Origin of the sequence: Rhizobium sp. BK196 (genome assembly GCF_014193255.1) — a bacterium.
GTDB lineage: Bacteria > Pseudomonadota > Alphaproteobacteria > Rhizobiales > Rhizobiaceae > Rhizobium.
This window is the reverse complement of record NZ_JACHZB010000009.1, coordinates 15,223-41,117: the sequence shown is the minus strand read 5'-3', so window position 1 is coordinate 41,117 and position 25,895 is coordinate 15,223. Positions and strand designations below refer to the sequence as shown.

Annotated in this window: 23 protein-coding genes; 14 read left to right on the top strand and 9 right to left on the bottom strand. The window is 59.7% G+C overall.

Annotated elements, in window-relative coordinates:
• The first annotated feature begins 118 nt into the window (after positions 1–118).
• From FHT78_RS24635 to FHT78_RS24605, 7 genes are read left to right on the top strand one after another with little or no spacing between them, the layout of a single operon-like run.
• On the top strand, positions 119–1,003 hold the full coding sequence (locus FHT78_RS24635; protein ID WP_183749191.1) for a dihydrodipicolinate synthase family protein: 885 nt from the start codon (positions 119–121) through the stop codon (positions 1,001–1,003).
• Positions 1,004–1,026: 23 nt separating this feature from the next.
• On the top strand, positions 1,027–1,686 hold the full coding sequence (locus FHT78_RS24630) for a GntR family transcriptional regulator (protein WP_183749190.1): 660 nt from the start codon (positions 1,027–1,029) through the stop codon (positions 1,684–1,686).
• Positions 1,687–1,735: 49 nt separating this feature from the next.
• Positions 1,736–3,067 (top strand): sugar ABC transporter substrate-binding protein, encoded by a 1,332-nt coding sequence (locus tag FHT78_RS24625; protein WP_183749189.1) that lies wholly within the window; start codon positions 1,736–1,738, stop codon positions 3,065–3,067.
• On the top strand, positions 3,067–4,005 hold the full coding sequence (locus FHT78_RS24620; RefSeq protein ID WP_183749188.1) for a sugar ABC transporter permease: 939 nt from the start codon (positions 3,067–3,069) through the stop codon (positions 4,003–4,005). Before FHT78_RS24625 ends, FHT78_RS24620 begins: the two co-directional genes overlap by 1 nt.
• On the top strand, positions 4,005–4,826 hold the full coding sequence (locus FHT78_RS24615; RefSeq protein WP_183749187.1) for a carbohydrate ABC transporter permease: 822 nt from the start codon (positions 4,005–4,007) through the stop codon (positions 4,824–4,826). The genes FHT78_RS24620 and FHT78_RS24615 overlap by 1 nt, the downstream gene beginning before the upstream one ends.
• A 24-nt stretch (positions 4,827–4,850) precedes the next feature.
• Complete coding sequence (gene ugpC / locus FHT78_RS24610) at positions 4,851–5,906, top strand: sn-glycerol-3-phosphate ABC transporter ATP-binding protein UgpC (protein ID WP_183749186.1); 1,056 nt, start codon at positions 4,851–4,853, stop codon at positions 5,904–5,906.
• Positions 5,907–5,908: 2 nt separating this feature from the next.
• Complete coding sequence (locus FHT78_RS24605) at positions 5,909–6,859, top strand: sugar kinase (protein WP_183749185.1); 951 nt, start codon at positions 5,909–5,911, stop codon at positions 6,857–6,859.
• Here the strand turns inward: FHT78_RS24605 and FHT78_RS24600 are convergent.
• Together FHT78_RS24600 and FHT78_RS24595 are read right to left on the bottom strand one after the other, a co-directional pair.
• Positions 6,847–7,554 carry a GntR family transcriptional regulator gene (locus tag FHT78_RS24600; protein WP_183749184.1) on the bottom strand — a complete coding sequence of 236 codons (708 nt, stop codon included), beginning with the start codon at positions 7,552–7,554 and terminating at the stop codon, positions 6,847–6,849. The genes FHT78_RS24605 and FHT78_RS24600 overlap by 13 nt on opposite strands.
• Positions 7,555–7,580: 26 nt before the next feature.
• Positions 7,581–8,606, bottom strand: a complete 1,026-nt coding sequence (locus tag FHT78_RS24595) for a Gfo/Idh/MocA family oxidoreductase (RefSeq protein WP_183749183.1) — start codon at positions 8,604–8,606, stop codon at positions 7,581–7,583.
• Between the two features lie 219 nt (positions 8,607–8,825).
• Here FHT78_RS24595 and FHT78_RS24590 point away from each other — a divergent pair, with 219 nt between their 5' ends.
• From FHT78_RS24590 to FHT78_RS24580, 3 genes are all read left to right on the top strand, one after another.
• Positions 8,826–10,538: an IlvD/Edd family dehydratase gene (locus FHT78_RS24590; protein WP_183749182.1), complete on the top strand. Its 1,713-nt coding sequence runs from the start codon at positions 8,826–8,828 to the stop codon at positions 10,536–10,538.
• Complete coding sequence (locus FHT78_RS24585; RefSeq protein ID WP_183749181.1) at positions 10,535–11,407, top strand: amidohydrolase family protein; 873 nt, start codon at positions 10,535–10,537, stop codon at positions 11,405–11,407. The genes FHT78_RS24590 and FHT78_RS24585 overlap by 4 nt, the downstream gene beginning before the upstream one ends.
• A gap of 157 nt (positions 11,408–11,564) precedes the next feature.
• Positions 11,565–11,798, top strand: a complete 234-nt coding sequence (locus tag FHT78_RS24580) for a type II toxin-antitoxin system VapB family antitoxin (protein ID WP_183749180.1) — start codon at positions 11,565–11,567, stop codon at positions 11,796–11,798.
• Between the two features lie 81 nt (positions 11,799–11,879).
• On the opposite strand, the gene FHT78_RS24575 is transcribed toward FHT78_RS24580, so the two are convergent.
• From FHT78_RS24575 to FHT78_RS24555, 5 genes are all read right to left on the bottom strand, one after another.
• On the bottom strand, positions 11,880–12,494 hold the full coding sequence (locus FHT78_RS24575) for a DJ-1/PfpI family protein (protein WP_112972442.1): 615 nt from the start codon (positions 12,492–12,494) through the stop codon (positions 11,880–11,882).
• 62 nt (positions 12,495–12,556) lie between these two features.
• Entirely contained in the window at positions 12,557–13,504 is a 948-nt protein-coding gene (locus FHT78_RS24570; RefSeq protein ID WP_183749179.1) for a substrate-binding domain-containing protein, read from the bottom strand.
• Between the two features lie 53 nt (positions 13,505–13,557).
• Complete coding sequence (locus FHT78_RS24565; RefSeq protein WP_183749178.1) at positions 13,558–14,550, bottom strand: ABC transporter permease; 993 nt, start codon at positions 14,548–14,550, stop codon at positions 13,558–13,560.
• The gene (locus FHT78_RS24560) at positions 14,547–16,109 is read right to left on the bottom strand and encodes a sugar ABC transporter ATP-binding protein (RefSeq protein ID WP_183749376.1); all 1,563 of its coding nucleotides are present in this window, start codon (positions 16,107–16,109) and stop codon (positions 14,547–14,549) included. Before FHT78_RS24560 ends, FHT78_RS24565 begins: the two co-directional genes overlap by 4 nt.
• A 28-nt stretch (positions 16,110–16,137) precedes the next feature.
• Entirely contained in the window at positions 16,138–16,818 is a 681-nt protein-coding gene (locus tag FHT78_RS24555; RefSeq protein ID WP_183749375.1) for a GntR family transcriptional regulator, read from the bottom strand.
• Between the two features lie 211 nt (positions 16,819–17,029).
• Between FHT78_RS24555 and FHT78_RS24550 the strand changes: the two genes are divergently transcribed.
• From FHT78_RS24550 to FHT78_RS24535, 4 genes are all read left to right on the top strand, one after another.
• Positions 17,030–18,256: an iron-containing alcohol dehydrogenase gene (locus tag FHT78_RS24550; RefSeq protein ID WP_183749177.1), complete on the top strand. Its 1,227-nt coding sequence runs from the start codon at positions 17,030–17,032 to the stop codon at positions 18,254–18,256.
• A 16-nt stretch (positions 18,257–18,272) separates the two neighbouring features.
• The gene (locus tag FHT78_RS24545; RefSeq protein ID WP_183749176.1) at positions 18,273–19,760 is read left to right on the top strand and encodes an NAD-dependent succinate-semialdehyde dehydrogenase; all 1,488 of its coding nucleotides are present in this window, start codon (positions 18,273–18,275) and stop codon (positions 19,758–19,760) included.
• A gap of 118 nt (positions 19,761–19,878) precedes the next feature.
• Complete coding sequence (locus FHT78_RS24540) at positions 19,879–20,592, top strand: alpha/beta hydrolase (RefSeq protein WP_312858787.1); 714 nt, start codon at positions 19,879–19,881, stop codon at positions 20,590–20,592.
• An 880-nt stretch (positions 20,593–21,472) separates the two neighbouring features.
• Positions 21,473–21,811: a hypothetical protein gene (locus FHT78_RS24535; RefSeq protein ID WP_183749174.1), complete on the top strand. Its 339-nt coding sequence runs from the start codon at positions 21,473–21,475 to the stop codon at positions 21,809–21,811.
• 202 nt (positions 21,812–22,013) lie between these two features.
• Here the strand turns inward: FHT78_RS24535 and FHT78_RS24530 are convergent, their stop codons facing one another.
• Both FHT78_RS24530 and FHT78_RS24525 read right to left on the bottom strand, forming a co-directional pair.
• The gene (locus tag FHT78_RS24530) at positions 22,014–23,804 is read right to left on the bottom strand and encodes a glycosyltransferase family 39 protein (RefSeq protein WP_183749173.1); all 1,791 of its coding nucleotides are present in this window, start codon (positions 23,802–23,804) and stop codon (positions 22,014–22,016) included.
• Positions 23,798–24,667 (bottom strand): glycosyltransferase, encoded by an 870-nt coding sequence (locus tag FHT78_RS24525; RefSeq protein WP_183749172.1) that lies wholly within the window; start codon positions 24,665–24,667, stop codon positions 23,798–23,800. Before FHT78_RS24525 ends, FHT78_RS24530 begins: the two co-directional genes overlap by 7 nt.
• Between the last annotated feature and the right edge of the window lie 1,228 nt (positions 24,668–25,895).

The window sequence follows — 25,895 nt, the reverse complement described above, 5'->3', positions numbered from 1 at the left end:
CTGGTCAAGCGCATTGCGCTAACAATCCGCAGCTTGCACATCGAAACATTCATCATAAAGCGGTTTACAGCCAATAACTGACATGTTAGTCATATCGTACTGACATCGAGGAGATATATTGGTGACGGGGTTTGGTTTGTCGGTCGCATTGGCGACGCCTTTTGAAAGCAGCGGCGCCATTGCCGTCGAGGTCATGATCGCCCAAGCAAAGCGCAGCCTCGATTCGGGTTGCGCCAGCGTCACGCTGTTTGGAACGACCGGCGAAGGCGCATCCATTGGCAATCAGGAACGGGAGCGGATCCTCGACGCGTTCGTCGCCGCCGGCGTTCAGCCCCGGCAGATCGTCGTCGGTGTACTCGTCGATGCGGCGGAAGACGCCGCCCAGCAGATGTCGCGTGCCTTGTCGAAGGGCGTGGGCAACATCCTTCTCGCCCCGCCTTCCTATTTCAAGAATGTCAGCGATGACGGCATTTTTACCTGGTTTGCCGACGTCTTTGCGCGCATCGGCGACACAGCGCGTGGCGTTCTGGTCTACAATATTCCTTCGGTGACGATGGTCGGATTGAGCATCGACCTGATCAGCCGGTTGCGAACGGCATTCCCCTCAATCGTCATCGGCGTCAAGGACTCCTCCGGCGACTGGCCCTACACCGAAGCCCTGCTGCGCCAGCACGGCGACCTGATCATCCTGATCGGCGACGAGCGGCATCTCGCCAAGGGTGTCCGCATGGGCGGCCAGGGCGCAATTTCCGGCATGGCCAATTTTGCGCCGCATGAAGTGCGCGCCATGGCCGTCGACGGTAATGACGATCCCCGTATCGAAAGCTTCGTCGCAGAGCTACTCAAGCACCCGGTCACACCGGCTGTGAAAGTCATGGTGTCCAAGATGACGGGCGATGATACATGGCTTGCGGTTCGCCCGCCTTTGACGTCAATCTCCGCCGACGGTCAGCGCGAGCTTGCCCTTGCCTTTGACGCACTTTTTCGCACAAAGGCAGCATAGCGGTCATGTACGAGGAGAGCCCGATGGATGGAGCTGACGAGCAGCCGACGCTAAGAGAGAAAGCTTATGAGAGCTTCACCCGGCATCTGCTTGCGCGTGACGTCCGTCCCGGGCAATTCGTGTCCCAGCGCAGGCTTGTCGAATTGACCGGCCTGACGCTCGGCGCCATTCGCGAGCTCATTCCCCGGCTTGAAGCCGAAGGCCTCATCAAGACAGTACCGCAACGCGGCCTGCAGATTGCGCATATCGACCTCAACCTCATCCGAGAAGCCTTTCAGCTTCGGCTTTTTCTCGAAAAGGAAGCCGTCGCCATCTTCACGGAGACGGCAAGCGACGAGACGATTGCGGCACTCTTGCAGCAGCATCGAGAAATCGTGGCTGCGATCGAGGGCGGCAATCTTTCCCATGAACTGGAAATCCACGCCCAGGCCGTCGACTGGGGCATGCATGACGCTTTTATCGATGCCCTGGGCAATACGATCATTTCCAATGCCTACCGCGTCAACTCCATCAAGATGCGCCTGATCAGCCAGGAGCGTTTCCGCATCGAAGGGCGCGTCGGCCCCGTCATGGGCGAGCATCTTCGCGTGCTGGAGGCGATTGAGCAAAGGGATGCGCAAGGAGCCGTCGATGCGCTTGCCGCGCATATCAATCACGCGCGAAGTCGCGCGCTGAGAATTTAGACTGACGCCTGCGGTGAGGAGATCGCGGGCCACACAAGAGGAGGAGAGCATGTCATCATCATTCATTCGTCCCACGCGGCGAAACTTCCTGGCAGGTTCCGCGGCGATCGGTGCCGCCGGCTTCTTCGGCATCAAGCCTGCTTCGGCAGCTGTCGACTGGAAGCGCTTTGCCGGAACGACGCTCGAGGTGAACCTCGTCAAGAGCCCGCGCAGCGAAACGATCCTCAAATATCTGAGCGAATTCGAAGCGCTGACGGGCATCAAAGTCAATGCCGAAGCAACACCCGAGCAGCAGCAGCGTCAGAAGACGACAATCGAACTCAGCTCCGGCAAACCAAGTTTCGATGTCGTGCACCTCAGCTACCACGTCCAGAAGCGCCAGTTTGAAAAGGGTGGCTGGCTTGCCGATATCAGCGAATTCGTGAAAGATCCTTCACTGACCGACCCGTCTCTGGTCGAGAGCGATTTTGCAGAAGCCGGCCTGCAGTTCGCCAAGGATTCGCAGGGCGTGCTGCGCTCGCTTCCCTTCTCAGTGGACTACTGGATCGTCTACTGGAACAAGGAATTGTTCGAGAAGAAGGGCCTCTCCTACCCCTCGACCTTCGACGAGATGGCCAGTGCCGCTGAAGCCCTGACGGACGCCTCCACCAATACCTACGGCTTCGTCGCGCGTGGTCTTAAGAATGCAAACGTCCCCGTCTGGACGACCCTGCTGCTCGGCTACGGCTCGACGCCCCTCGGTCCTGATGGAAAGCTGCGCACGACTTCGGATGAAGCCGTGGAAGCAGCTAAGCTCTATCAGCGGCTAATGACGAAGGCCGCGCCCGTCGGCGTTTCCGGCTTCAACTGGGCCGAAGCACAGTCTGCCTTCCTGCAGGGCAAGGTCGGTATGTGGCTCGATGGCGTCGGCTTTGCTCCGCCGATCGAGAACCCGGAAAAGTCGCGCGTGGTCGGCAAGGTCGGTTACGGCATCATGCCGAAGGGACCGAAGGCCCAGGCTGCCGCAACGACCGGCGACGGCATCGGCGTCACCGCTGCCAGCAAGAACAAGGAAGCAGCCTATCTCTTTTGCCAATGGGTCGTTTCCCACGACATGGGCGCACGCTTGCTGCAGGCAGGCGCCGGCGTTCCCTTCCGCAATTCGATCCTCGAAGATGCTAAGGTTCGCGAAGGCGTCAAGATGCCAAGCAGCTGGGTCGATGCCGTTGCGGGCTCGGCAAAGATTTCGCAGCTCGCGCTGCCGGTCATCATTCCGGTTACCGAGTTCCGCGACATCTATGGCGTCGGTCTGACCAACATGATCGGCGGCGCCGATCCGGCAGCGGAACTCAAGAGCGCCACCGCGCAGTTCGAACCGGTACTGGCCCGAAGCGAGGGATAATGGCATCCGTGAGCATGGACACCACGCGATCGAAAAGCATCGCAAATGCAAGGAGCAAGCCTGGCAGGCTTGTTCCGAACTACTGGCCCTTCGTTGCCCCGGCGTTGGTCGTCATTGCCGCGGTCATCGTGTTTCCCTGGTTATTTACGCTCTGGATGAGTGTGAACAGCTGGACTCTGGGCCAGCCGGTGGTTTTTGCAGGCCTGGACAATTACACCCGGCTGCTGGTGGACATGCGCTTCTGGGAGTCCTTGTGGCACACGGCGCTTTACACGCTGCTTGCGGTCGTCGCCCCGCTGTTTCTGGGCACGCTCGCAGCCCTGATCTTCGACGCGCAGTTTCCGTTCCGCGGATTGCTGCGCGGCGTTTTCGTCATGCCAATGATGGCGACACCCGTCGCCATCGCGCTCGTCTGGACCATGATGTTCCATCCGCAGCTTGGCGTTCTGAACTATCTGCTGTCGCTCGTGGGCATCGGACCGCAGGAGTGGATCTACAACCAGAACAGCGTCATTCCTTCGCTCGTGCTGGTGGAGACCTGGCAGTGGACGCCGCTGATCATGCTTATCGTGCTTGGCGGGCTCGCCGCCGTGCCGCGCGAACCCTATGAAAGCGCGGAGATCGACGGAGCAAACGCCTGGCAGAAATTTCGATATCTGACCCTGCCGATGATCGCGCCCTTTCTGATGATCGGCGTCATGATCAGGAGCATCGATGCGGTCAAGAGCTTCGATATCATCTATGCGATGACACAGGGCGGTCCGGGCACTGCATCAGAGACGATCAACATCTACCTCTATAATACCGCCTTTTCCTATTACGACATCGGCTACGGATCGGCGATGGCAGTCGTCTTCTTCATCATCATCGTCGCGCTTTCCTTCGTGCTGATGATGATCCGGCAGCGCGCCAACTGGTCCGACACGGAGACACGCTGATGAAACGCAAGACGATCGACCGTATCGGGCTGCTGTTCGTCGCCCTCGTCATGGTCTCCCCGGTCATCCTGTTTTTCCTCTGGATGATCTCACTGTCGTTGAAGTACGAGATCGACAACGGCGCCTATCCGCCGATCTTCATCCCCGAGCGCTTCGCCTGGTCGAATTACATGAAGGTCTTCGAGGAGAACAATTTCTTCCTCTACTTCTGGAATTCGATCCTCGTGACGGGCGGGGCGACCCTGCTTGCGCTGCTGATCGGCGTGCCTGCCGGCTACGGCATTGCGCGGCTGAAGGCGGAGCGCTCCGCCATGGTCATCATGATCGCACGCATGACGCCCGGTCTGTCCTTCCTCATCCCACTGTTCCTGCTGTTCCAGTGGCTGAACCTTCTCGGCACGCTCTGGCCGCAGATCATCATCCATCTGGTGGTGACCGTTCCGATCGTCGTCTGGATCATGATCGGCTATTTCGAAACGACGCCAATGGAGCTCGAAGAGGCTGCCAGCATCGACGGCGCGACATCCTGGCAGGTCTTCCGCCTGGTGGCGCTGCCGATCGCCAGGCCCGGCATCGTCGTGGCCTTCATTCTGTCTGTCATCTTCTCCTGGAACAACTTCGTATTCGGCATCGTACTTGCTAGCCGCGAAACCAGAACCCTGCCGGTGGCCGTCTACAACATGCTGTCGTTCGAGCAGGTCAGCTGGGGGCCGCTTGCCGCAGCCGCGCTCATCGTCACGCTGCCCGTGCTGGTGCTGACGATGTTTGCGCAAAAGCAGATCGTTGCAGGCCTGACGGCTGGCGCCGTCAAGGGCGGCTGACCGGACATTCAAAGGACTATCAACATGGCAAACGTGAATATTCGAAACGTCCAGAAGCGCTTTGGCACCGTCAATGTCATCAGGGACATCAGCGTCGATATCTCCGACGGAGAATTTGTCGTGCTCGTCGGTCCGTCCGGCTGCGGCAAATCCACCTTGCTGCGCATGATCGCCGGTCTGGAAGAAATGAGCGATGGTGAGATCCGGATCGGTGCTCGTGATGTCAGCAATCTGAGGGCCCGCGACCGCGATATCGCGATGGTCTTCCAGAACTACGCGCTCTATCCGCATATGAGCGTCGCCGACAATATGGGCTTTGCCTTGAAGCTGAAAAAGGCCGACACGTCGGAGATTTCTGAACGAGTGACCAAGGCGGCAAATATCCTTGGTCTTGAAAAGCTGCTCGACCGCTATCCCAAGCAGCTCTCTGGGGGTCAGCGCCAGCGTGTCGCCATGGGCCGCGCATTGGTGCGTGATCCGCAGGTCTTCCTGTTCGACGAGCCGCTTTCCAATCTTGATGCGAAGCTGCGCGTCCAGATGCGCGCCGAAATCAAATCGCTGCATCAGCGTATCAAGACGACGACGATCTATGTCACCCATGACCAGATCGAGGCAATGACGATGGCCGACAAGATCGTGGTCCTGCACGATGGCGTCATCGAGCAGGTCGGCGCTCCCCTGGAACTCTATGACCGCCCCGCCAATCTCTTCGTCGCCGGCTTTATCGGCTCACCCTCGATGAACTTCATCGACGGCAGAATCGAGGAGGGTGTCTTCCGCACGGAAAAGGGCCTCATCCTGCCACTGCCGGAAAACATCAAGATCGCAGCGCCCGCCGGCGAGCTGGTCTACGGCATCCGTCCCGAACATATCCGCGCCAGTCAGGGCGGGATCGCCGGCCGCGCCGAGATCGTCGAGGGAACCGGATCGGAAATCTTCGCCAAGCTCGATTGCAACGGCGAGCAGATTTCCTGCCTCTTCCGGGAACGGCTGGCGATCGCATATGGCGACACCGTCTCGATTTCCATCGATCCGGCAAGCGTGCACCTTTTCGACAAATTGACCGGCCAGCGCATTTGAACATGACCTCACTCAATGCGGACAGCAGGCAGCGCCACGTTCTGTGTGTTGGTGCGGCCGTGCTCGACACGCTGTTTCGCGTCCGCGCAATTCCGCAGACACCGGGCAAGGTTCTGCCCCATGAGATGCTGCAGATAGCCGAAGGTATGGCGTCGAGCGCGGCCTATGCCATCGTTCGCCTCGGCGGCATGGCAAGCCTCTGGGGCGCCGTCGGCGACGATCCGACCGGCCAGCAGATCCTGACAGAGCTCGAACAAGCCGGAATTGATGTCAGCGGCAGCGCCCGCGTTGCCGGTGCTCGCTCGGCCGTTTCGACGATCCTCATCGACGACGATGGCGAAAGGCTGATCATTCCCTTCTACGATCCACGACTGCACGAAGATGTCCGGGAGGTCACGCCCGACGATCTCGCGGCGTTCGATGCCGTTATGGTAGATGTGCGCTGGCCCGCTCTCGCCATGAAGGTCCTAAAAGCGGCAAGGGCGGCAGGAAAGCCCGCAATTCTCGATGGCGACGTCGCGCCGCCTCACATTATCGACATGTTGGCGAAACATGCCAGCCACATCATCTTTTCGGAGCCGGCAGCCCGCAGCCTGTCGCAGATCGGCGATCCCGCCGGCATGGTGCCGCTTCTCAAGAAGCAATATCCGCAGGCTTTGATCGTGGTCACGGCCGGAGAGCGCGGCAGCTATTGGTGGAACGAAGAAACAGCTGACGTCGCGCATGTGCCTGCATTTCGGGTCAAAACGGTCGACACGCTCGCAGCCGGGGATATTTTCCACGGCGCCTACGCGCTGGCGATCACCGAGGGATTAACGACCGATGCCGCCATTCGCATGGCGTCGGCCGCTGCGGCCCTGAAATGCAGCATTTTTGGAGGACGGCTCGGCGCACCCGAGCGCGCCGAGGTCCTGGCCCTCATACGGAACGGCGGATGTCATCAGCCGGCATGATCGCCGGTCTGCTCCTTTGGGCCTCGATTATCGCTCACATAAGCGAGGTAGCGCTTCTTGCTCGGCTGCAGGTGATCGACGCAGAGCTGCGCCAGGACCCAATTGTCCCTGCCCTTCAGCATCTCGATCATCAGCCGGTGATGTTCATGCGAGATTCGCAGCGATTCCTTGCTGGACATGGAATTGGCGCGCACCGGCAGGCTGAGCCGCATATAGAGTTCGATTGACTGGACGAGGTGGGAATTGCCACACGCCCCGAAGAGCGTCAGGTGGAACCGGTCGTTCGTCTCGTGCACGCCGCGAAGATAGCCGGATTCCACGTGCCGGCCGTGCTCTTCATGCAGGACCGTCAGTTCAGCGATTAGCCCCTCGGGTGCCGGCAATGGAATCCAGAGCGCGGCCTGCCGCTGCAGCAGCTCGCGCACGTCATAGATCTCCTGCACCTGTCGCGGGGTCAGCGAACGGACAGTGGCACCCTTATTGCGCTCGCGCACGACAATGCCCATCGCCTCCAATTGGACAATCGCCTGACGGGCGAAATGGCGGGTGACATGGAAGCGCGCCAGCAGCGTGTCTTCGGTCAGACGCGTGCCTGGCGCCAGGCGTCCGAAGATGATGTCTTCCTCAAGGGCGCGCGCGATGCTCAGGTCGTCGTGTTCGATCTCGCCTTCACTGATATCGTCAAGCGTCTGCATCCATAATCCTCCGGCGGTTTGCCATCTTATCGCGGTTTGCATCGAGCGTCGAACCGGCTCAGCCGATAGATATCTTCAACCAGCGCCAGCGTCTTCATGTTATCGGCGGGCACGGTCTCCATCGGCGCACGCCCCTCCAGCCCGTCGAGGAAATGGGCGATCGTTGCATCATAGGCGCCCTGATAGACCGCATCCGCATCATATTCCTCCAGGCGCTGGATTTGCCCGTTCGCCGAAAGACGGACGCCGTCCAGTTCCAGCGTCGCCTGTGTACCAAAAATCCGCAGATGGTCACGCGGCGCCGGCGGAGCGCCATGCACAGCGAGATTGGCGTTTACAGTGACGATCACCCCGTCGTCCAGACGGCGCAGGACGACGGAGGCAACATCTTCGGCAACAATATGCCCATTGCTGCGCTCGAGACGTGCGGCAACGACCTCCATCTCGCCGAACAAGTAGCGCAGCGTATCCAGGTGATGGATCATCACCTCCATGACAAGGAGGCGTTCCTGGTTGCGGAAAAACGGCTGGCGGACGAGGGCCGGCCTTCTGCCCTCACCGTCTGCGATCATCCCACTCGATAGGAACTCGAATTGGACCTGCCTGACGGCGCCCGCAATGCCCTCTTCCAGCCATGCCTTCAGCCGGCGATAGTAAGCGCGAAACCGCCAGTTCTCATGCACCATCAACCGGATCGACGGCGGCAGACCGGCAACGAGAGCAGCGGCCTGATCGTAGTCGGGCGCGAGCGGCTTCTGGCAGATGATATCGAGGCCCCTTGCCGCGGCAAGCCGCACAAGCGCAACATGGACCTCGCGCGGCGCGCAGATATCGACCGCATCGAGCGCCTCATTCGCCAGCATCGCCTTCGCAGTCGCGTAAGCGCGTGGAATCCTAAAGTGCTGGCTTTTGACCTCGCGCGCCTCTTCCGAGGGATCGGCGATCGCGACGATCTCGGCGCGCGCCGACTGTTTTGCCCATGCCGGCAGATGATATTCGCTCACCCAGCCGGCACCAATAATCCCTACGCGCCTTCGCCTGATCTCTTCCATATACCACCGCAACTCGTTTTATCGATAATCTAAGCGCCGCCGGCTGGAAAGCCAATGCGTGGCGCAGATAAAAACAGGGAAATAACGTGAATTATGTTGCGTTTTCGTTATAAAATCGCCGACCAAGCTAACCTGCACATATGCGACCATATCTTTATTTATTGACAATCATGCGCATCCCACTAGGCTTGAGATCGATTTAAGGTCGAGGGAGGAACAATGTCGAGCGGTCTTCGTCGCAAGCTGACGAGTTACGGCGATCAGGGTTTTTCCCTTTTTCTTCGAAAAGCTTTCATCAAGGCGATGGGCTATTCCGACAATGCCCTCGATCGCCCGATCGTGGGGATTGCCAATACCTACAGCGATTTCAACCCCTGCCACGGCAACGTCCCGCAGTTGATCGAAGCGGCCAAGCGCGGCGTCATGCTGGCCGGCGCCATGCCGATGGTCTTCCCGACCATTTCCATTCACGAGAGCTTCGCCTCCCCGACCTCGATGTATTTGCGCAATCTCATGGCGATGGAAACCGAGGAGATGATCCGCGCTCAGCCGATGGATGCAGTGATCCTAATCGGCGGCTGCGACAAGACCTTGCCGGCGCAGATCATGGCCGCCGCTAGCAGCGAGATCCCGGCGATCTTCCTGCCCACAGGGCCGATGGCCGTCGGCCATCACAAGGGCGAAAGGCTCGGCGCCTGCACCGATTGCCGCCGTTTCTGGGGCCGCTTCCGCGCAGGCGAAATTGACGAGGCGCAGATTAGCGATGTCAACAACAAGCTCGCAAGCTCGATCGGCACCTGCACGGTGATGGGAACGGCAAGCACTATGGCTAATCTGACCGAGGTTATGGGCCTCTGCCTGCCGCGGGCAGGATCGGCACCGGCTGCCGAATCCGAGCGGATGCGGCTTGCCGAAGAAACGGGCCGGATCGCTGCCGGCCTTGCAGCCAATCCGGATGCGCCAACCGTGCGCGATGTCCTGACACCAGCGGCCATCCGCAACGGTCTTGTCGCCCTGCAGGCGATGGGCGGCTCGACCAATGCCGTCGTCCATCTCGCCGCCATTACCGGGCGCCTCGGCTTTCACCTCGACATGGCCGAACTCGACAGGCTTGGCAATGTCGTACCGCTGCTCGTCGACCTGCAACCCTCCGGCCAGCACTATATGGAACAGTTCCACGAGGCCGGTGGTGTGCAGACGCTGCTGAAAGCCGTTCGTCACGAGATCGACGGCAGCCAACGGACGGTATACGGGATGACTGTTGGCGAGGTGATTGACGCGGCCCCCGATGAGCCTGGGCAGACAATCATTCGCACGGTCGAAAAACCGCTGAAACCGATCGGCACCATTGCCGTACTCCGTGGTAATCTCGCGCCTCGCGGCGCCGTCATCAAACAATCTGCCGCATCGAAGGAGCTTCTGCAGCACGATGGGCGAGCGGTCGTCTTCGATTCCGTCGAGGACATGGCTCTGCGGATCGATAGCGACGACCTTGACGTCGGTGCCCACGATATTCTCGTTCTGCGCAATGCCGGTCCGAAAGGCGCGCCGGGAATGCCCGAAGCCGGATACCTGCCGATCCCGCGCAAGCTTGCCCGGCAGGGCGTCAAGGACATGGTTCGGATCTCCGATGCGCGCATGAGCGGCACGGCCTTCGGGACCATCGTGCTCCATGTCGCCCCCGAAGCTGCCGCCGGCGGACCCTTGGCGATCGTCAGAACCGGCGACCGCATCCGCCTCGACGTCAAGGAGAGACGCATTGACCTTGCCATCGACCAGGCCGAATTCGACCGGCGGATGGCGGAGTTCGGAGCGGTATCGCCTGCCGAGCCCGCGCGCGGTTATGCGAAACTCTACCATGCGCGCGTGTTGCAGGCCGACGAAGGCGCCGATTTCGACTTCCTCCAGCATGAGGAACTGGATCGGAAATGAGCCGGCCGGATAGTGAAGCGCCCCTCTGCCTGCCACGTCTGCCGTTGACCCGTCTTCCGAACACGCCGTTGCCTGAGGGCACGATCGACACGCATTTCCATGTCTTCCGGTCGGACGCTCCCCTGAATACGCCGCGCAGCTACACGCCGCAGATCGCCACGACGGCCGACTGGATCGCCTTCGCCGACCGGCTCGGTATCGGCAGGGGCATTCTCGTGCAGCCGAGCGTCTACGGCTTCGACAATCGGGTGCTTGTCGAAGCGCTGGCTGCCTTCCCGAAACGTCTTCGCGGCATTGTCGTCATCGATCCCGAGACGAGTGCCGAAGAGATCGGCCGCCTCGACGGACTCGGTGTCCGCGGTGTGCGCATCAACACCCGCAATAAAGGCGGCCTGCCGCTGGCAGCCGCCGAAAAGATTGCGGCAGCCATCCGCGAATTCGGTTGGTCACTGCAGCTGCAGATCAGCTCGGACCAGATCGATGATCTTGCCGCACGGCTGCCATCCCTCGGCATCCGCTTCGTTATCGATCACATTGGGTTCATACCACTCGATGCGGGCGCATGGCGACAACACATTCCGCCCCTGCAGCGGCTCGCCGATCACTCCGGGGGCTACATCAAGCTGACGGCGCCCTACCGGCTGACGCGCAAACGCGGCCATGGCGGGCTCGCCGACATTGTTGGCGCGCTTGCCGCCAGTCATCCGGATAAGCTACTCTGGGGAAGCGACTGGCCGCATACCGAACTCTGGAGCGATATGCCTGACGACGCCGACTTGATCGACGATATTCAGGACGCCATCGGCAACCCCTCGCTTGCTCGCAAGATTTTCATTGAAAATGCGGAAACGCTGTTCTTTGGCCGCTAGGGCAATCCCAGTAGCGCGCAAGCTTAGCGCCCGCGATCAGACGAAATTAACATTACTGGATTTTCGCATCCGAACGCAGATGCATCAGAGTGGATATCCAGGCGCAGATTTGGTCACCAAATGGTGCTATCTATAACATCATAATCAGGAAGCAACGATGCGATCGACTATCAATCTCGACGACACGCTCCTGGAAAGGGCTAGGTCCCTAACCGGCACGAAAGAAACCGCCACTCTGGTCCGGCAAGCGTTGGAGACGCTTGTCCGGGTGGAGTCGGGAAAACGCCTCATCGCGCTCGGCGGAACTATGCCGGACGCGGAGGCAGCCCCACGCCGCCGATCCGTGTCTCAGTCAAATGACCGAGCCGTGGCGAGAACGTGGGAGACTTAGGGCAGGAAAGCCTCTTCGCAAAAGGCAACCCCGCATTTCGCGAGCGTTGCCTGATCATAAACCCATAGCGGGAACGCGAGCTCAGGCCGCCTTGGCAATATCGTCGCTGTGGCGGATTTCCGTGCCGAGCACCTTCAGGCATTCGCGGATGAATGCAGCAAGCGCGGTCCATCCCTTCGCGGAAACCATAGTGCCATCGACATAGGCTTCCGTCGGCGACAGATCGATATAGGTGCCGCCTGCAAGCGTGACTTCCGGCTCGCAAGCCCCGAGAGCACCGACCTTCTTGCCGCGAACGACGCCGTCGACGGCAATCAGAATCTGGACACCGTGGCAGATCGTAAAGATCGGCTTTTGCTTCTCGTGAAAATGCCGCACGATTGCCTGGACGCGTTTATCGGTGCGGATATATTCGGGGCCGCGACCGCCTGCGCAATAGACCGCATGATACTGGTCGAGTTGCGCCTCGGCCTCCGAGAAGGTCTTGTTGATCGTGAAGAAGTGCCCGAGCTTCTCCGTATATGTCTGATCGCCCTCGAAATCGTGGAGCGAGGTCTTGATCAGATCGCCGGCCTTCTTGTCGGGGCAGATCACGTGGACCGTGTGTCCGACTGCCTCCATCGCCTGCTGGTAGACATAGATTTCGTATTCCTCGGTGAATTCACCGGTCAGCATCAGTATCTTCTTACCAGGCATGATGTACTCCTCTTCTTCATGCAATGGGGCGGCGGCTGCGGCCGCCCCCGGTTTGGGTCTCATCAGAATGGAGAATCGGGGAAATAGTATTCCTTGGCATTCTCCTGCGTGATCAGCGGCGCATCCAGCTTGACCGTGCCTCGTACCGGCGCCTGGCCAACAATATTGGCAACGGTCATGTAGATGGCGGTCTTGATCATGGCAGGCGGATAGGGTGTCTCGACCGGCGTCATCTTATCGCCGTCGATCACCTTCTTGACGATGTCCTTCATACCATTGCCACCAAGGGCAAGCTTGATGTCCTTGCGACCAGATTCCTTGACGGCCTCGAGCACACCGAGAAGCATGTCGTCGTCATTTGCCCAGACAGCGTCGATCTGCGGGTATTTGGCAAGATAATCCTGCATCAGCTTGAAGGCGTCATCACTGTTCCAGTTCGCGTACTGGATGTCCAAAACCTTGAGATCGGTTCCCTTGATGGCATCCTGAAAGCCCTGGATGCGTTCATCGTCGATGACCGTCGGAATGCCGCGCAAGATGACGAGGTTGCCTTTGCCGCCCAGCTTGTCGATCATGAACTTCGCCGTATTGCGGCCAACGGCGATGTTGTCGCCGGCAAGGTAAAGGTCCTGGATGGATTGGTCGTTGAGACCCCGATCCACGACGGTGATGAAGCTGCCGGCATCCTTGACCGCCTTGACCGGCGTCGTCAGTTCCTCCGACGTATAGGGCAGGATGACCAGCGCATCGAGCTTGCGTCCTGCGGACAAATCTTCAAGCGCACTCACCTGCGCCGTTGCCGAAGGCGAGGTCTTCACGACGACCTCGACATTCGGAAAGGCGGCATTGACTTCCTTGGCGGCAGCCTGTGCATGATAGACGATGCCCGCCGTCCAGCCGTGGTCGGCTGCCGGGATCGACACGGCAACAACCTTCTTATCGGCCGAAAGGGCCTGGCCGGCGAGCAGACCCGTACTGACGGCCAGGGCCGCAATCCATTTTCTAGACATTCATTCCTCCCAGAATCGGACCACATACATCAATCCGCGCGGTCCGGACGCGGTTACTTCGAGAACCTCTGAATGAGCATTGCGATGATGATGATGACACCCTGAACACCGGCGACGAGGTATTCCGATACGAAATCCGAGAGCACCATCAGGTTGGCGATAAGTTCGAGGATGACTGCACCGGCGACCGTGCCCCAGACATGGCCCTTGCCACCTCGCAGGGCAGTTCCGCCTATGACGACTGCAGTGATGACCTGCAATTCCCACAGCACGCCGGTGGTCGGTGTCGCCGCTCCGAGGCGCGGCACATAGCAGATCGCAGCGATCGCAACACAAACGCCCTGCATCGCGTAAGCGATCGTACGCGTCTTGATGACTGAAATGCCTGAGTAGCGGGCCACGTCCTCATTCGCACCAACGGCAGCGCATTTCCGGCCGTACTTCATCTTGTAGAGGATGAAGGATGCGATAGCGGCGACGGCAATCGAAATGAGGATCGGAAAGGGAATACCGCCAAGGGTGCCGAAATAGACAGGCCGATAAGCATCGCGGAGACTGCGATCGATTGGGATCGTTCCGCCATCCGACATATAGGTGATGAGGGCTCGGAAGATCCCCATGGTACCGAGTGTCGCGATAAAGGGCTCTATCTTTCCAACGGTAACGATGAGCCCGTTCATCAGCCCGCAGACGAGCCCGACGACAAGCGCGATGGCCATGCCGGCAGGTATTGCCAGGACACCCCAGTCGGCAGCCATCCTGTTCATGAACATGATGGTTATGCCCGTGATGAATGCGGCCATCGAACCGACCGAAAGATCCAGTCCGCCGGATGAGATGACGAAGGTCGCACCGACGGCGATGATCGCGATGAAGGCGCTTCGCGTGATCACATTGCCGAGATTGGTCGCCGAGAGGAAATCCTGGTTGATCGAAAAACCGATCAGAAGCAGCGCCAGAAGCGCGAGGAACGGGCCAACATCCGACCAACCGATGTTCCATTCCCGTTCCGGCCGCACCGGCGTCGCACCCGTAATCACACTCATTGTCTTCCTCCCTGCTTCGCCGCAACCGTCGTTTCGCTAGTGGCAAGAAGCGCGATCTCATGTTCCGTCATTCTGTCGCCCGTCACCTCTCCAGTGATGCGCCCCTCCCGCATCACAAGAATCCGGTCGCAGATTCCGATCAGTTCCTGCATTTCCGACGAGATGACGATGCAGGTCCTGCCTTCTGCGACGAGACGCTCGATGAAGGCGTAGATCTGGGCCTTGTTGGCGATGTCGATCCCGCGCGTCGGCTCGTCGATGACCACGACCGAAGGGTCAGTGAGAAGCACCTTGGCGAGCAGAAGCTTCTGCTGGTTGCCACCGGAAAGCTGACCCGCCTTGACGGCGTAACTTTTCAGCCGGATGTCGTACGTGTTGACGGCTTCGACGAGCGCACTCTGCTCACGACGGCGCCGCATCAGAAGGCCGGGATGAAATTTGCCGAGGGCAGACAGCGTGAGGTTCGGCGCAAGCCGTTCCTGCAGCAGCAGGCCCTTGCCTTTGCGGTCCTCGGTCAGGTAACCGATGCCGGCATCCATCGCCGCCCGGGGACGCCTGATATCAATCGTCCTGCCCTGCAATTTTACGGTTCCGGTGGCAGGACGCAGGCCCATGATGCCCTCGAACACTTCGGTGCGGCCGGCACCGATCATGCCGGCGAATCCGAGGACCTCGCCTTTGTGAGCGGTAAACGAGATGTCGCCTGCGAAGCCGGGAACGCCAAGGCCCTCGACTTCTAGCATCGCCTGTAGCGCTGGCTTCACAGTCTTCTCCGGGTAAAGGGCGGCGAGATCGCGCCCAACCATCAGCCGCGCCATGTCCATCTGCGTCAGGCTATGACCGGGGTAGGTGCCGACCATCTTGCCGTCTCGAAGCACCGTCACCTTGTCGGCAAGCCGCTGGACTTCATCGAGGCGATGGCTGATGTAGAGGACGGCAGCACTCTGCTCCTTCAGCTGCAGGATGATGGCAAGCAGTCGCTCGACCTCCTCACCCGTCAGGACTGCAGTTGGCTCGTCGAAGATGACAATCTTGTAATCGTCGAAGAGTGCACGGGCGATTTGGACAAGCTGGCGATCCGCAAGCGAGATGTCGCGTACCAAAGCGTTCGGCGATATGTGGCATCCAAGGTCCTGAAGTTTCTCGACAGCAAGACGCCGCATCGTCCGATCATCGACCAGGCCATAACGCATCAGCTCGCGGCCGAGAAAAAGATTTTCGCCGACAGTCAGGGCGTCGGCAAGCAGGATCTCCTGGTGCACCAGAACAATACCCGCTTCCTGCGCCTGCTCAGGCTTTGAGAAACCGACCTTGCGGCCGCCCATCGACAGCGTTCCTGCAGTGGGCTCGGCGTAACCGGAAAGGAGCCGCATGAATGTCGACTTGCCGGCGCCATTCTCGCCGATGATGGCATGGATCTCGCCGGGCAAGATATCGAGCGTTACTTCCGAGAGTACGGTGACCGGTCCGTACTTTTTCGACATGCCCTCTGCACGAAGAACCGGATGAGAGACAAGGCCATCGATTTCAGGCACCAAGCTCCTTCCCTTCCTCTCCATGGTCATGACGCTCGACATTATCCGCCTCTTAATCGAAGGCCGGCAGGAGCCGGTCCCGTGAATGTTCGAGATGGGTCCTCATGGCCTTCTCGGCAGCTGATGGGTCACCTGCAGCAAAGGCAGAGAGAAGCGCTTCGTGCTCGTCCAGTGCCTCTTCGGTGACGCGGGAATGGAACATCAGTCGAAAGATGTGAAAATGCGTGTGCTGGTGGCCGAGAGTTTGGCGAATGAGCTCGTTGCCGGCAAATTCCATGATCCTGTCATGAAAAACGGCGTCCTGCCGCGCGAAGGTGGAATAGCGCAGGCGTTCATCGGCCCCTTCCCGGCGCCCCATGACGCCAGCCGCCTCCCTGAGAATCGCGAGCTTTTCATCGTCCATGGCCTTTGCCGCCCTCGCAGCACCGTCGGGCTCGAGAAGCAACCGCAGGTGATAGAGCTCATCGAAGCGCCGATGGGTAATCTGCGGGGCAGCGCTGTAACCGATAAGATGCGTCTTGACGACAAGCCCCTCACCCTCGAGGCGGCCAAGCGCTTCACGGATCGGCGTCTGGGAGACGTTGAATTCCTTGACCAGATTATCGACCGTGATGCGCGCACCCGGAGCGATCTTCAGAGACATTAGCTGCGCAAAAATCACCTCGTAGACGCTGTCAGCGAGACTGTTGCTGCGCTGGATGAAACCACTCGGATCAGGCGTGGCGTTGAGCATCATCGTATTCTGGCCCTGCATTTCTTTTGCCTCTTGACAGGAACAATCGCTAACACGATGCTCGGCGATACGCAATCCCATATCCTATAGGATTTTATATCGGAGGTTTCATGAAGGTCATTCGGCTAAGCGCGGAGGACATCGCGCGACAGTTTTGCGACGCTTCCTCAAGGTCTTTCGTCATCCCCGCACTGGTGAAAGGGCCAGTACAATGACCCTCTTCGCCGCTATCCGGCTCCCGAAAGAAATTCTGTTCGGCAAGGGCCAACGTTTCGCGCTGCCGTCGGTCGCCAAGAGGCTCGGCCAAAGGGCGCTGATCTGCACGGATGAGCGCTTCGCAGGCACTTCCATCTTCGCCGAGCTTGTAGCCGCACTGAACACGGCGTCGATCGAGACACTGATCCATGACCGGGTCCTGCCGGATGTGCCGCGCGACACCGTTGCGCTATGCATCGAGGAGGCGCGGAGCTTCGAGCCCGACATGGTGATGGGGATAGGCGGGGGGAGTTGCCTCGACATGGCAAAATGCGCCGCCCTGCTTTTGAGCTATGGCGGAAGCCTCTCGGATTACTATGGCGAGTTCAAGGTTCCCGGTCCGACAATCCCGATCATCGCTGTCCCGACCACGGCGGGTACCGGCTCGGAGGTGACGCCGGTTGCCGTCATCTCCGACCCGGATCGGACGCTGAAAGTCGGCATATCGAGCCCTTATCTTATCGCCGCAGCGGCTATCTGCGATCCGGAGCTGACAATGTCCTGCCCGCCAGGCCTGACCGCTGTCGCGGGCGCGGACGCGTTGACTCATGCAATCGAGGCATTCACAGCCGCCCGACGCGGCGCCGACCCGTTGCTGCCCCAGAATCATGTCTTTATCGGTAAGAGTGAACTTACCGACTATTTTGCGCTTCTCGCGATCAAGCTCCTGGGACGCAGCCTTGAAACGGCTTGCAAGGAGGGATCGAACGAAGATGCGCGCGCCGACGTAATGATGGGTGCACTGGCTGCCGGCTGCGCATTCGGCACGGCCGGTACCGCAGCAGCGCATGCCATCCAGTATCCCGCAGGCGCATTGACCCATACGGCCCACGGGCTTGGCGTCGCAACGATGATGCCCTACGTCATGAACTACAACCGCTCCGCCTCGACGGCCGAGCTGGCCGAGATCGGCCAGGCACTGGGTCTGGATTCAACGAGCAGGACGAAGCAGGAAATGGCGGAAGCAGCCATCGAGGAGATCCGCAGGCTCTTTCGAGCCATCGGCATCACGCCGACACTCGCCGATCTCGGGCTTACCGCCGACAAGCTCGACTGGACTGCCGAACAGGCGCTCAGCATCGACAGATTGATCAAGAATAACCCGAGGCCTCTCGACATCGACGCCATGAAGCGTCTCGTTCGTGCAGCCTATGACGGCGATCTTGCCGCCTCTGCCCTCTAAGCATTCGAGAACCAAAATGACTATTGCCCAGCAACTGCCACAGGCCGAGCGCCACCTGCCAGACATTGAGGCCACGACCCGCGGCCTTTATATCGATGGGAACTGGCGGCAATCGAAAAGCGGGCGCAAGATCGACGTGACCGACCCCTCGACCGGGGCGCTTCTTGCGACTGTTGCGGACGCCACCGTCGAGGATGCGCAGGCAAGCATAGAGGCCGCATCCCGGGCTGCGCCTGACTGGCGGGCCACGCCGCCGCGCAAGCGCTCGGAGATCTTGCGACGCTGTTTCGAACTGATGATCCAGCGTTCCGAAATGCTTGCGACCTTGATCTCCCTGGAGAATGGCAAGGCGCTGCGCGACGCCCGCGGCGAGGTCGCCTATGCCGCCGAGTTTTTCCGCTGGAATGCAGAAGAGGCCGTCCGCATTAAGGGAGAATTCGGCATCGCTCCGTCGGGAGCCAACCGGATCATTGTCGATTACCAGCCGATCGGCATCTGCCTGCTGATCACCCCATGGAATTTCCCGGCTGCGATGGCTACGCGAAAGATCGCCCCGGCACTTGCCGCTGGCTGCACTGTCATCCTGAAACCGGCAAGCGAGACACCACTGACGGCCTATGCACTGGCGTCGATCTATGAGGAGGCCGGTGTACCGCCAGGCGTCGTCAACGTTCTGACGACAAGCACTCCCGCCCCAGTCAGCGCGACCATCCTCGCGGACCCGCGCGTCAGAAAACTCTCGTTTACCGGGTCTACGGGTGTTGGCCGCCTGCTTCTCGCGGAAGCGGCCAAGCATGTCATCTCCTGTTCGATGGAACTCGGCGGCAACGCTCCCTTCATCGTTTTTGACGATGCCGACTTGGATGCAGCACTCGACGGCGCAATGGTTGCGAAAATGCGCAACGCGGGCGAAGCCTGTACCGCGGCGAACCGTCTTTACGTCCAGTCAGGAATCTACGAGTCATTCGCGGCAGGGCTGACCAAAAGAATGGCAGCTCTCAACGTAGGTCCCGGTGTCGATGCCCTTACCGAATGTGGGCCAATGATCACGCCAAAGGCGGTGGAGAAAATTGATCGCCTCGTGAGTGACGCCAAGGCAAAGGGTGCGCGGGTCACCTGCGGCGGCGAGGCCCTTGCGGGGCTGGGTTACTTTTACCAGCCGACGGTACTTGTCGACATGCCCGACGGTGTCGAGATGTCAAAAGAGGAGATCTTCGGACCGGTTGCGCCACTTTACAGGTTTGATACCGAGGACGAGGTGATAAGGCGTGCCAACGACACCGAATACGGTCTCGCCGCCTATGTCTTCACGCGCGACATAGCACGGGGATTTCGCGTTTCCTCCGCTTTGGAGGCGGGTATGATCGCGCTCAATCGCGGGCTGGTTTCCGATCCCGCAGCGCCGTTTGGCGGGGTCAAGCAAAGTGGTCTCGGACGTGAAGGCGGACAGCATCACGGCATCGCCGAGTTCATGGAGGCCAAGTATGTCGCAACGAGCCTCTGAGACGGAGGAAAATTTCTTGGAGACTGATCCGTTCCGCATACGGGGACATGTGTCAGACTTCGACGCCATCGTCTCGGAGATTAGGGCAAGGAGTGCTTCGACCCGCGCAAGGCTCCCCATGAGGGAAATCTCTTATGGGAACGGAACAGGTGAACTCCTGGACGTCTTCTATCCCGACGGTCCAGCCGGGCGGCCGGTGCACATGTTCATCCACGGCGGCTACTGGCGGATGTTTTCCAAGCGCGACTACTCCTATGTCGCCGACACGATCGTCGGCACGGGAGCAATCGCCGTCATCGTCGATTACGCTCTAATGCCGCATGTCAGGATGGAGGTGCTCGTTGACCAGGTCCGGCGAGCAAAGCAGTGGGTGCTGGCACATATCGCAAGCCACGGCGGCGACGCATCTCGCTTTTCGGTCAGTGGTCATTCCGCCGGGGCCCATCTTGCCAGCTTCCTGTTTCATCGGCAGGAGGCTTTCTCGGGCGTGTCGGCAGCCCTCCTGCTTGGGGGTCTATACGACCTGAAGCCCCTGCAATCATCCTTCCTGCAGTCAGAGATTGGCATAACAGACAGAGAAGTTGCCGACTTTTCGCCGATCCTGCACTCTTTTGACCAGCGCTGCCGCGCCACCATCGCGGTCGGCGCTGAAGAAACGCCGCCGTTTCATCGGCAGGCGGAAGCCTTCTCATCCCACTTGCAACAGCAAGGACTGTTGGTCACCAGCGAAAGGCTTGAAGGCTCCAATCATATGAGCAGCGTTCGCGATCTCGGCCTTCCTGGCACGGCCCTCGGCCGAATTCTCAGCGAGACGATTGCCAATGCCCGTTGAGGATGAAAAACACCATCTCACAGGCTTCCTAGGCAGAGCATCCAGGTAGATCGGAACGCGCTCACCTTTCAGCGTGCGAAAGTCCACCAATGTATATGGTCGTCAAACCGTTGGTGTTCACGCCAGCGGGCGACCACAATACCAACGCGGCTGCTGCGGAGAGAACCTGAGACGAAGACGTCGCCACTTCCCAATGATATCTGCATCCCCAAGCGTTTGCCTCTCGCGTCCTTCGTCTCGTTCGATAAAGCGATCTGACATCAAGCTTCACCTCTCGGCGGCCTCGTTCACGCTCGATTCGATCTTGGCCCCGTTGCCGGTCTGTCCGGCGCCCGACGGAGACATTATCGCAATGCTGAGCACCGAGGCTATCATGACGGCAACAACGGCAATCATCAGACGCATGAACGTTCAAACCCTGTTTGTCTTGCAGAAGATTAAACGTCGGATGTTTTGGAGGGTTCCGTGTTGGCTACTTCCCGGCTGGGAGGTATTTGCCGGCGCCGTCGGTGTCAGGGTGCCGAATCCGGTGCGAATTCCGCCAACTCAGCCTTATGCCGGCTGAAGGCGAGTGGCCATCGTTCAGGCGACATTTGAAATGGCTTCAGGCTGCCGTGGGAGAACTCATTGTGGCCGACATCGCTGCAGAAGTTCGAACCCGGCAAAATCGAAGTGGCCATTACGGTTTCGCTTGTCCATCGCCCTAGCCTAGCGCGGAGCGGAGGAGGTTAAGGATTCTGCGTCGACTGCGATAACGGCTGCGGCGGAGTCGCTGATTTATTGAAGGCGCTTGTTCGAGGCTCGATGTGCCACGAGATCGCCACGGCGGTATACGCGCGCTATATGTCCCTCTTCCACTATTCAACTAGGTCGCGGGCATGTGGTTCCGCTGAGCCCTGCTGTTGCTGCGCACTCTTTCGAGGAGGGCCCGCCTGTTGAAAAGAACGGGCGGATCTTCGGCGGATATTTCGTGATTCGGCAGGACGAAGGCCTGGATGTTGATCACGCAAACGTTGGCAATCGCGCGAACCTCTCCGATCATCTAGGTGACCGTAACGACGACGCAGCCGCCCAGATCGTCCAGAGCATACGGAAGATCCGGACGACTGGCGACGCTTCGAATATTAAAGCCGCCGCACCGCCGCACCTCACTGGCGAGGTAACGGCCCCGGTCATCTGCGATATAGACCAGAACGGGACAGTAGGCGATTTCGCCTGACATTGCGCGTTTCCATTCACTTCCGGTTTTCGTCCCACGCTACGGATTTCGCCGCAAAGGTGGGCTTCGTTTTGTTCAATTCTATGATTGGGGCGATCTTCCCGTCGTGTCCGCAGGTGAGAAGACGCACCCTTTCTTGCGGATCCTTCCGCGCGGCCTGCCGGCAAGCCGGGAAGAACCCCGCAGGGACCTGACGATGCCTTCAGACCCGTCCGCCATCGTGCGTGCGATAACCGTAGCCGATCCTGTAGAAGAACCGCCCAGCTTCGGTGCCGCCTTTGTAGATGGTACGCTGCTCAATAGGGCCGATCTCCTCGAACCAATTGGCGAGGCCTTGACCGGAAAGGCTGTCCTCCTTCAATCCGACCATGATCACGACCCTGCCGGAAAGCGCCTGCGCCGATCGCCAGTGCTCGAACATCAGACCGGAATCGCCGAAGAGGTTCCTGCTGGTGATGTCATCGAGCCTTGTCCGGCCCCTGCCGTAAAATCCGAGTTCGCTCGCCACATTGTACTTGTCCATCCCAACAAGAAGCGGCCGCCCGTCGGTCGTTGCAGCAACCCTCGCCTTCACCTCCTCGGCAGCCGACACGAATTCCTCAAAGGCAATCGGTATGGCCCGCAGCCCCTTTGGATATCCGACCAGGGGCAGGCCGAGGGCGAGGTAGTGGAGAAGCACGGAAAAGACCAGGACGGTGCCGATCGCAAGAACTTGCGCGGCAGTCGCAACCTTTGTCATCGAAGCAGATCTGAGCGCGGTTTCGATCATCCTGGCCATGAGCGGGAGGAGCGCTAGCCAGATCGGACCGGTCCAGTTGAGCTTGACCGCGTGAAACTGGCTGAAGGCTATGAAGACGGCAAGTGGAACGAAGGTGAAGACCGCGAGGAATGTTTCCGATCTGCACAATCGGCGCGCCGCCAACAAGCGCGTCAGTCGCGCGGTGGACGTGGCCGCCAGAAGCAACCCCACCGGTCCGAGCACGATGGCGATGAACAGGAGAAGCGTTGGAGCTGAAAAGACCACATCATCGGAGAGCCACCGACGGCTTCCCTGGAACTCGAAAGACAACCAGCCATGTGCAGCGTTCCAGGCAACGACCGGGGAAAACAGGGCTGTCGCGCAGATGGCGCAGAGATAGGGCCAGCGAGTTGCAAACCATCGACGGGACTGCGGGCGGACGATCATGAAAACGAGGGCCGCCGGTCCGAGGAGAGCAATCGTATATTTCGACAGCATGCCGAACCCTATCAAGACGCCAGCGCCGAGCCAGGCTTTCGGGCAACCGGCAACGAGTGCCCGCTGCAGGAAATACAGCGCCCCCGCCCAAGCTGCCGTCAGGGGTGCATCCGGCGTCATGACGGCGCCCGTCGCAAAGAAAAACGGAAGGACCGCCAACAACGGCAGCGAGAGAAAGGCCGCCGTACGGCCGAAGGTCTCGCTTGTCGAGCGAAACATGAAAAATGCGGTCGCAAGCCAACACAGCGGCGCTGCGATGCGCACGCCGAATTCGCTGTCACTAAAGACCGCTGTCCCGAGCCAGATCAGCCAGGCGACCATTGGCGGATGATCGAGATAGCCCCAGTCCAAATGCTGAGCATAGGTCCAATAATAAGCCTCCTGCGGCATGAGGTCGATGGCGCCCTGGTAGAACAGGCGCAGGAAAAAGACATAAGTCGTCAGTCCGATTGCGCCTAGCTTCCAGCGTACGGCGAGGGGGAGCATGTCTTTTCTGCGAAAGGCAAAAAGATCGTTGCCCAGATAACTGACGATGCCACCGCCGATAATCCCGGCTGCCAAAGCAATGGTTACCGGAAGACAAAGAAGGGACGCCGCCGAAATGATGCCCCCGCGCATCGCCAGCGCCAGGATCCAAACGGCTGCGGAACGCATCCGCTGGACGCTGTCCTTTCCGCGGTCGTCGAACGAATAATGGGCATGTCCGACGTAGCTGCAGGCGGTCGCAATGGAAAAGCCGCAAATATGCGCTACCATAATGCCGGCGCCCAACCCCTGGACAAAGACGCGATCACCAGATCGAGCACGAAGCCTGCCGTGCCGACCACCGAGAAGCGCGGGAAAGTGCCGGAGAAACGTGTACCCCGGAGATAGGCGAGCAGCTGGGCGAGGTAAGCGACCAGATGGCCGGCGCCGATCTTCGATTGGCCCGATTGCCGATCGACGAAGGAAATCGGCACTTCGCAAACCCGAAATCCCGCTCCCGCCGCAAGAAGGGCCGCCAGTCCGATCTTGAAGCCCCTCGCATGAGTTCCGGCGGCGAGAAGGCAAGGACGGCGGATCGCAAAAAAGCCTGATAGCGGATCCCGGACGTCGGTGAAAGGCGAAGCGAAGGCCGCCCCCAGGCGCGAGAGCAGCCTGCGCCGCAAAGACCACCCGACAGTGGCGCCTCCGTCGACATAGCGGCTGCCGATCGCCATGTCGTGGCGGCCCGAGGCGACACGATCGATCAATTCTGCGAGCGATCCTGCGGGATGGCTTCCGTCGGCGTCGATGACGACGACGATGGAATATTGAGCCTGCCCTGCCGCGGCCAGGACGTCTTCGGCAAGGCCGCCACCATTGTTCTGCAAAAGCCTGACGGGATAGTGCGCGCCCCAGCGCCCGACCCTCTCGCACGTTCCATCGCGCGATCCGCCATCGGCCACCAGAATTTCGAACGTATATCCGGTTTCAAGATTGTCGATGATCTCGCCAATCGCGCGATCGATATTTTCGACTTCGTCCAAGGTCGGAAGGATGACCGAAACGGATGAAGAATGCCGGACTTGATGCGGGGACGCCGCGACCAAGGTTTCGAGAGCTTCGCTCTGCGGCAATGGCTTAAGATGCGATAACATTTTTTTCTCCGGGCTCGGCGGCCGGGGATCCCGGCTGCACGACGTCCTGGAAGTAGCCCTTCGAGTAAGGGATCGGTTTTAAGTGATATTAACTCGCGCTGCGATTTGTTGCGGAAGCTGGCGGCGCGGGGCAGAAGTAAACCGCGTCGGGCATCACGCCGCGTCCACGGCCGATCCCCAAAGCTACCATGGCAGAAGCATCTCTTAACAAGACAAAATCCATCAAAGAGCAGTTTGCCTGCACTTTTCGCGCGGTCGCAGAGCGACGTCGCAAACAGACAGCCCGGGAGCGGACATTGTCTTTCATGAATAGGAGTAGTGGCTTGGTTATCGTGGCAGCGCTGATGTCGCCGCTTTCAGCCTTCGATTAGGCTGAAGCCGCCGAGGCGGACGTCTATGGTCGCGGCGAACCGGTGGGGAAGGCGCAAAGGAACGGGCGCCAGAGCGGCTAGCGCGCACCCTACCAAGAATGGGATGTGATTGTCGACGAAGCGGTCTACGGCCCGAAATTCGAAGGATCGAAGGAGGTCACGCCGGTCCCGTTCATCTATGAATCCAGCACCGAAGGTAGACCACGGATAAAAGGCTCGCAAGTGTCTGAATTCGCAGGAACACCCGGATCCGGATGGACCATCATCGGCTCCGATCGTGACCCCTCTCCATTTTCATCTCGGATTGTAAATCAACTCCTTGCGTAAGAGCGGTAGGGGCAACCATTGGTGCTGGTTCACAAACACACGACCATTCACCTGTCGCGTTTGACTTTAGGTTCACCCATCTTGACTGGGGTCAGCCAAGCCCGCAGCATAAAAACACCGACAATAAGCACGACTGCCCCGAGCACTATCATACCCCACCCGATTCCATTCGGGCCAAAACGAGTGTATAGCCAACCTGTCTGCTCGGCATCAGTTGCTGGAGTTCCAAGACGATACCAGCCGTTCAGGAGCGCTCCGACTCCGATAATCAAGGCAACTACAAAGCGGGGCATTTGGCTCTTTCGCTCACTTTAGGTCTACATCGCGCAGAAAGACAAAGGAGGCTTCCGCGGTCAAGTTGATTTGTGCCGAGTGACAGCGAAGGCCGCGCGGCTGGCAGCAACGCCGAAAATAGATCAAGTCATGGGCAGCATATCGCCTTTTTTAATGCGGCGAAATTGCACCTCTTTAGGCAAAGGCCTTCGGCCACTCGCACTGTGGAAGCAATTCGCGAAGCGTAGCGGTCTGTT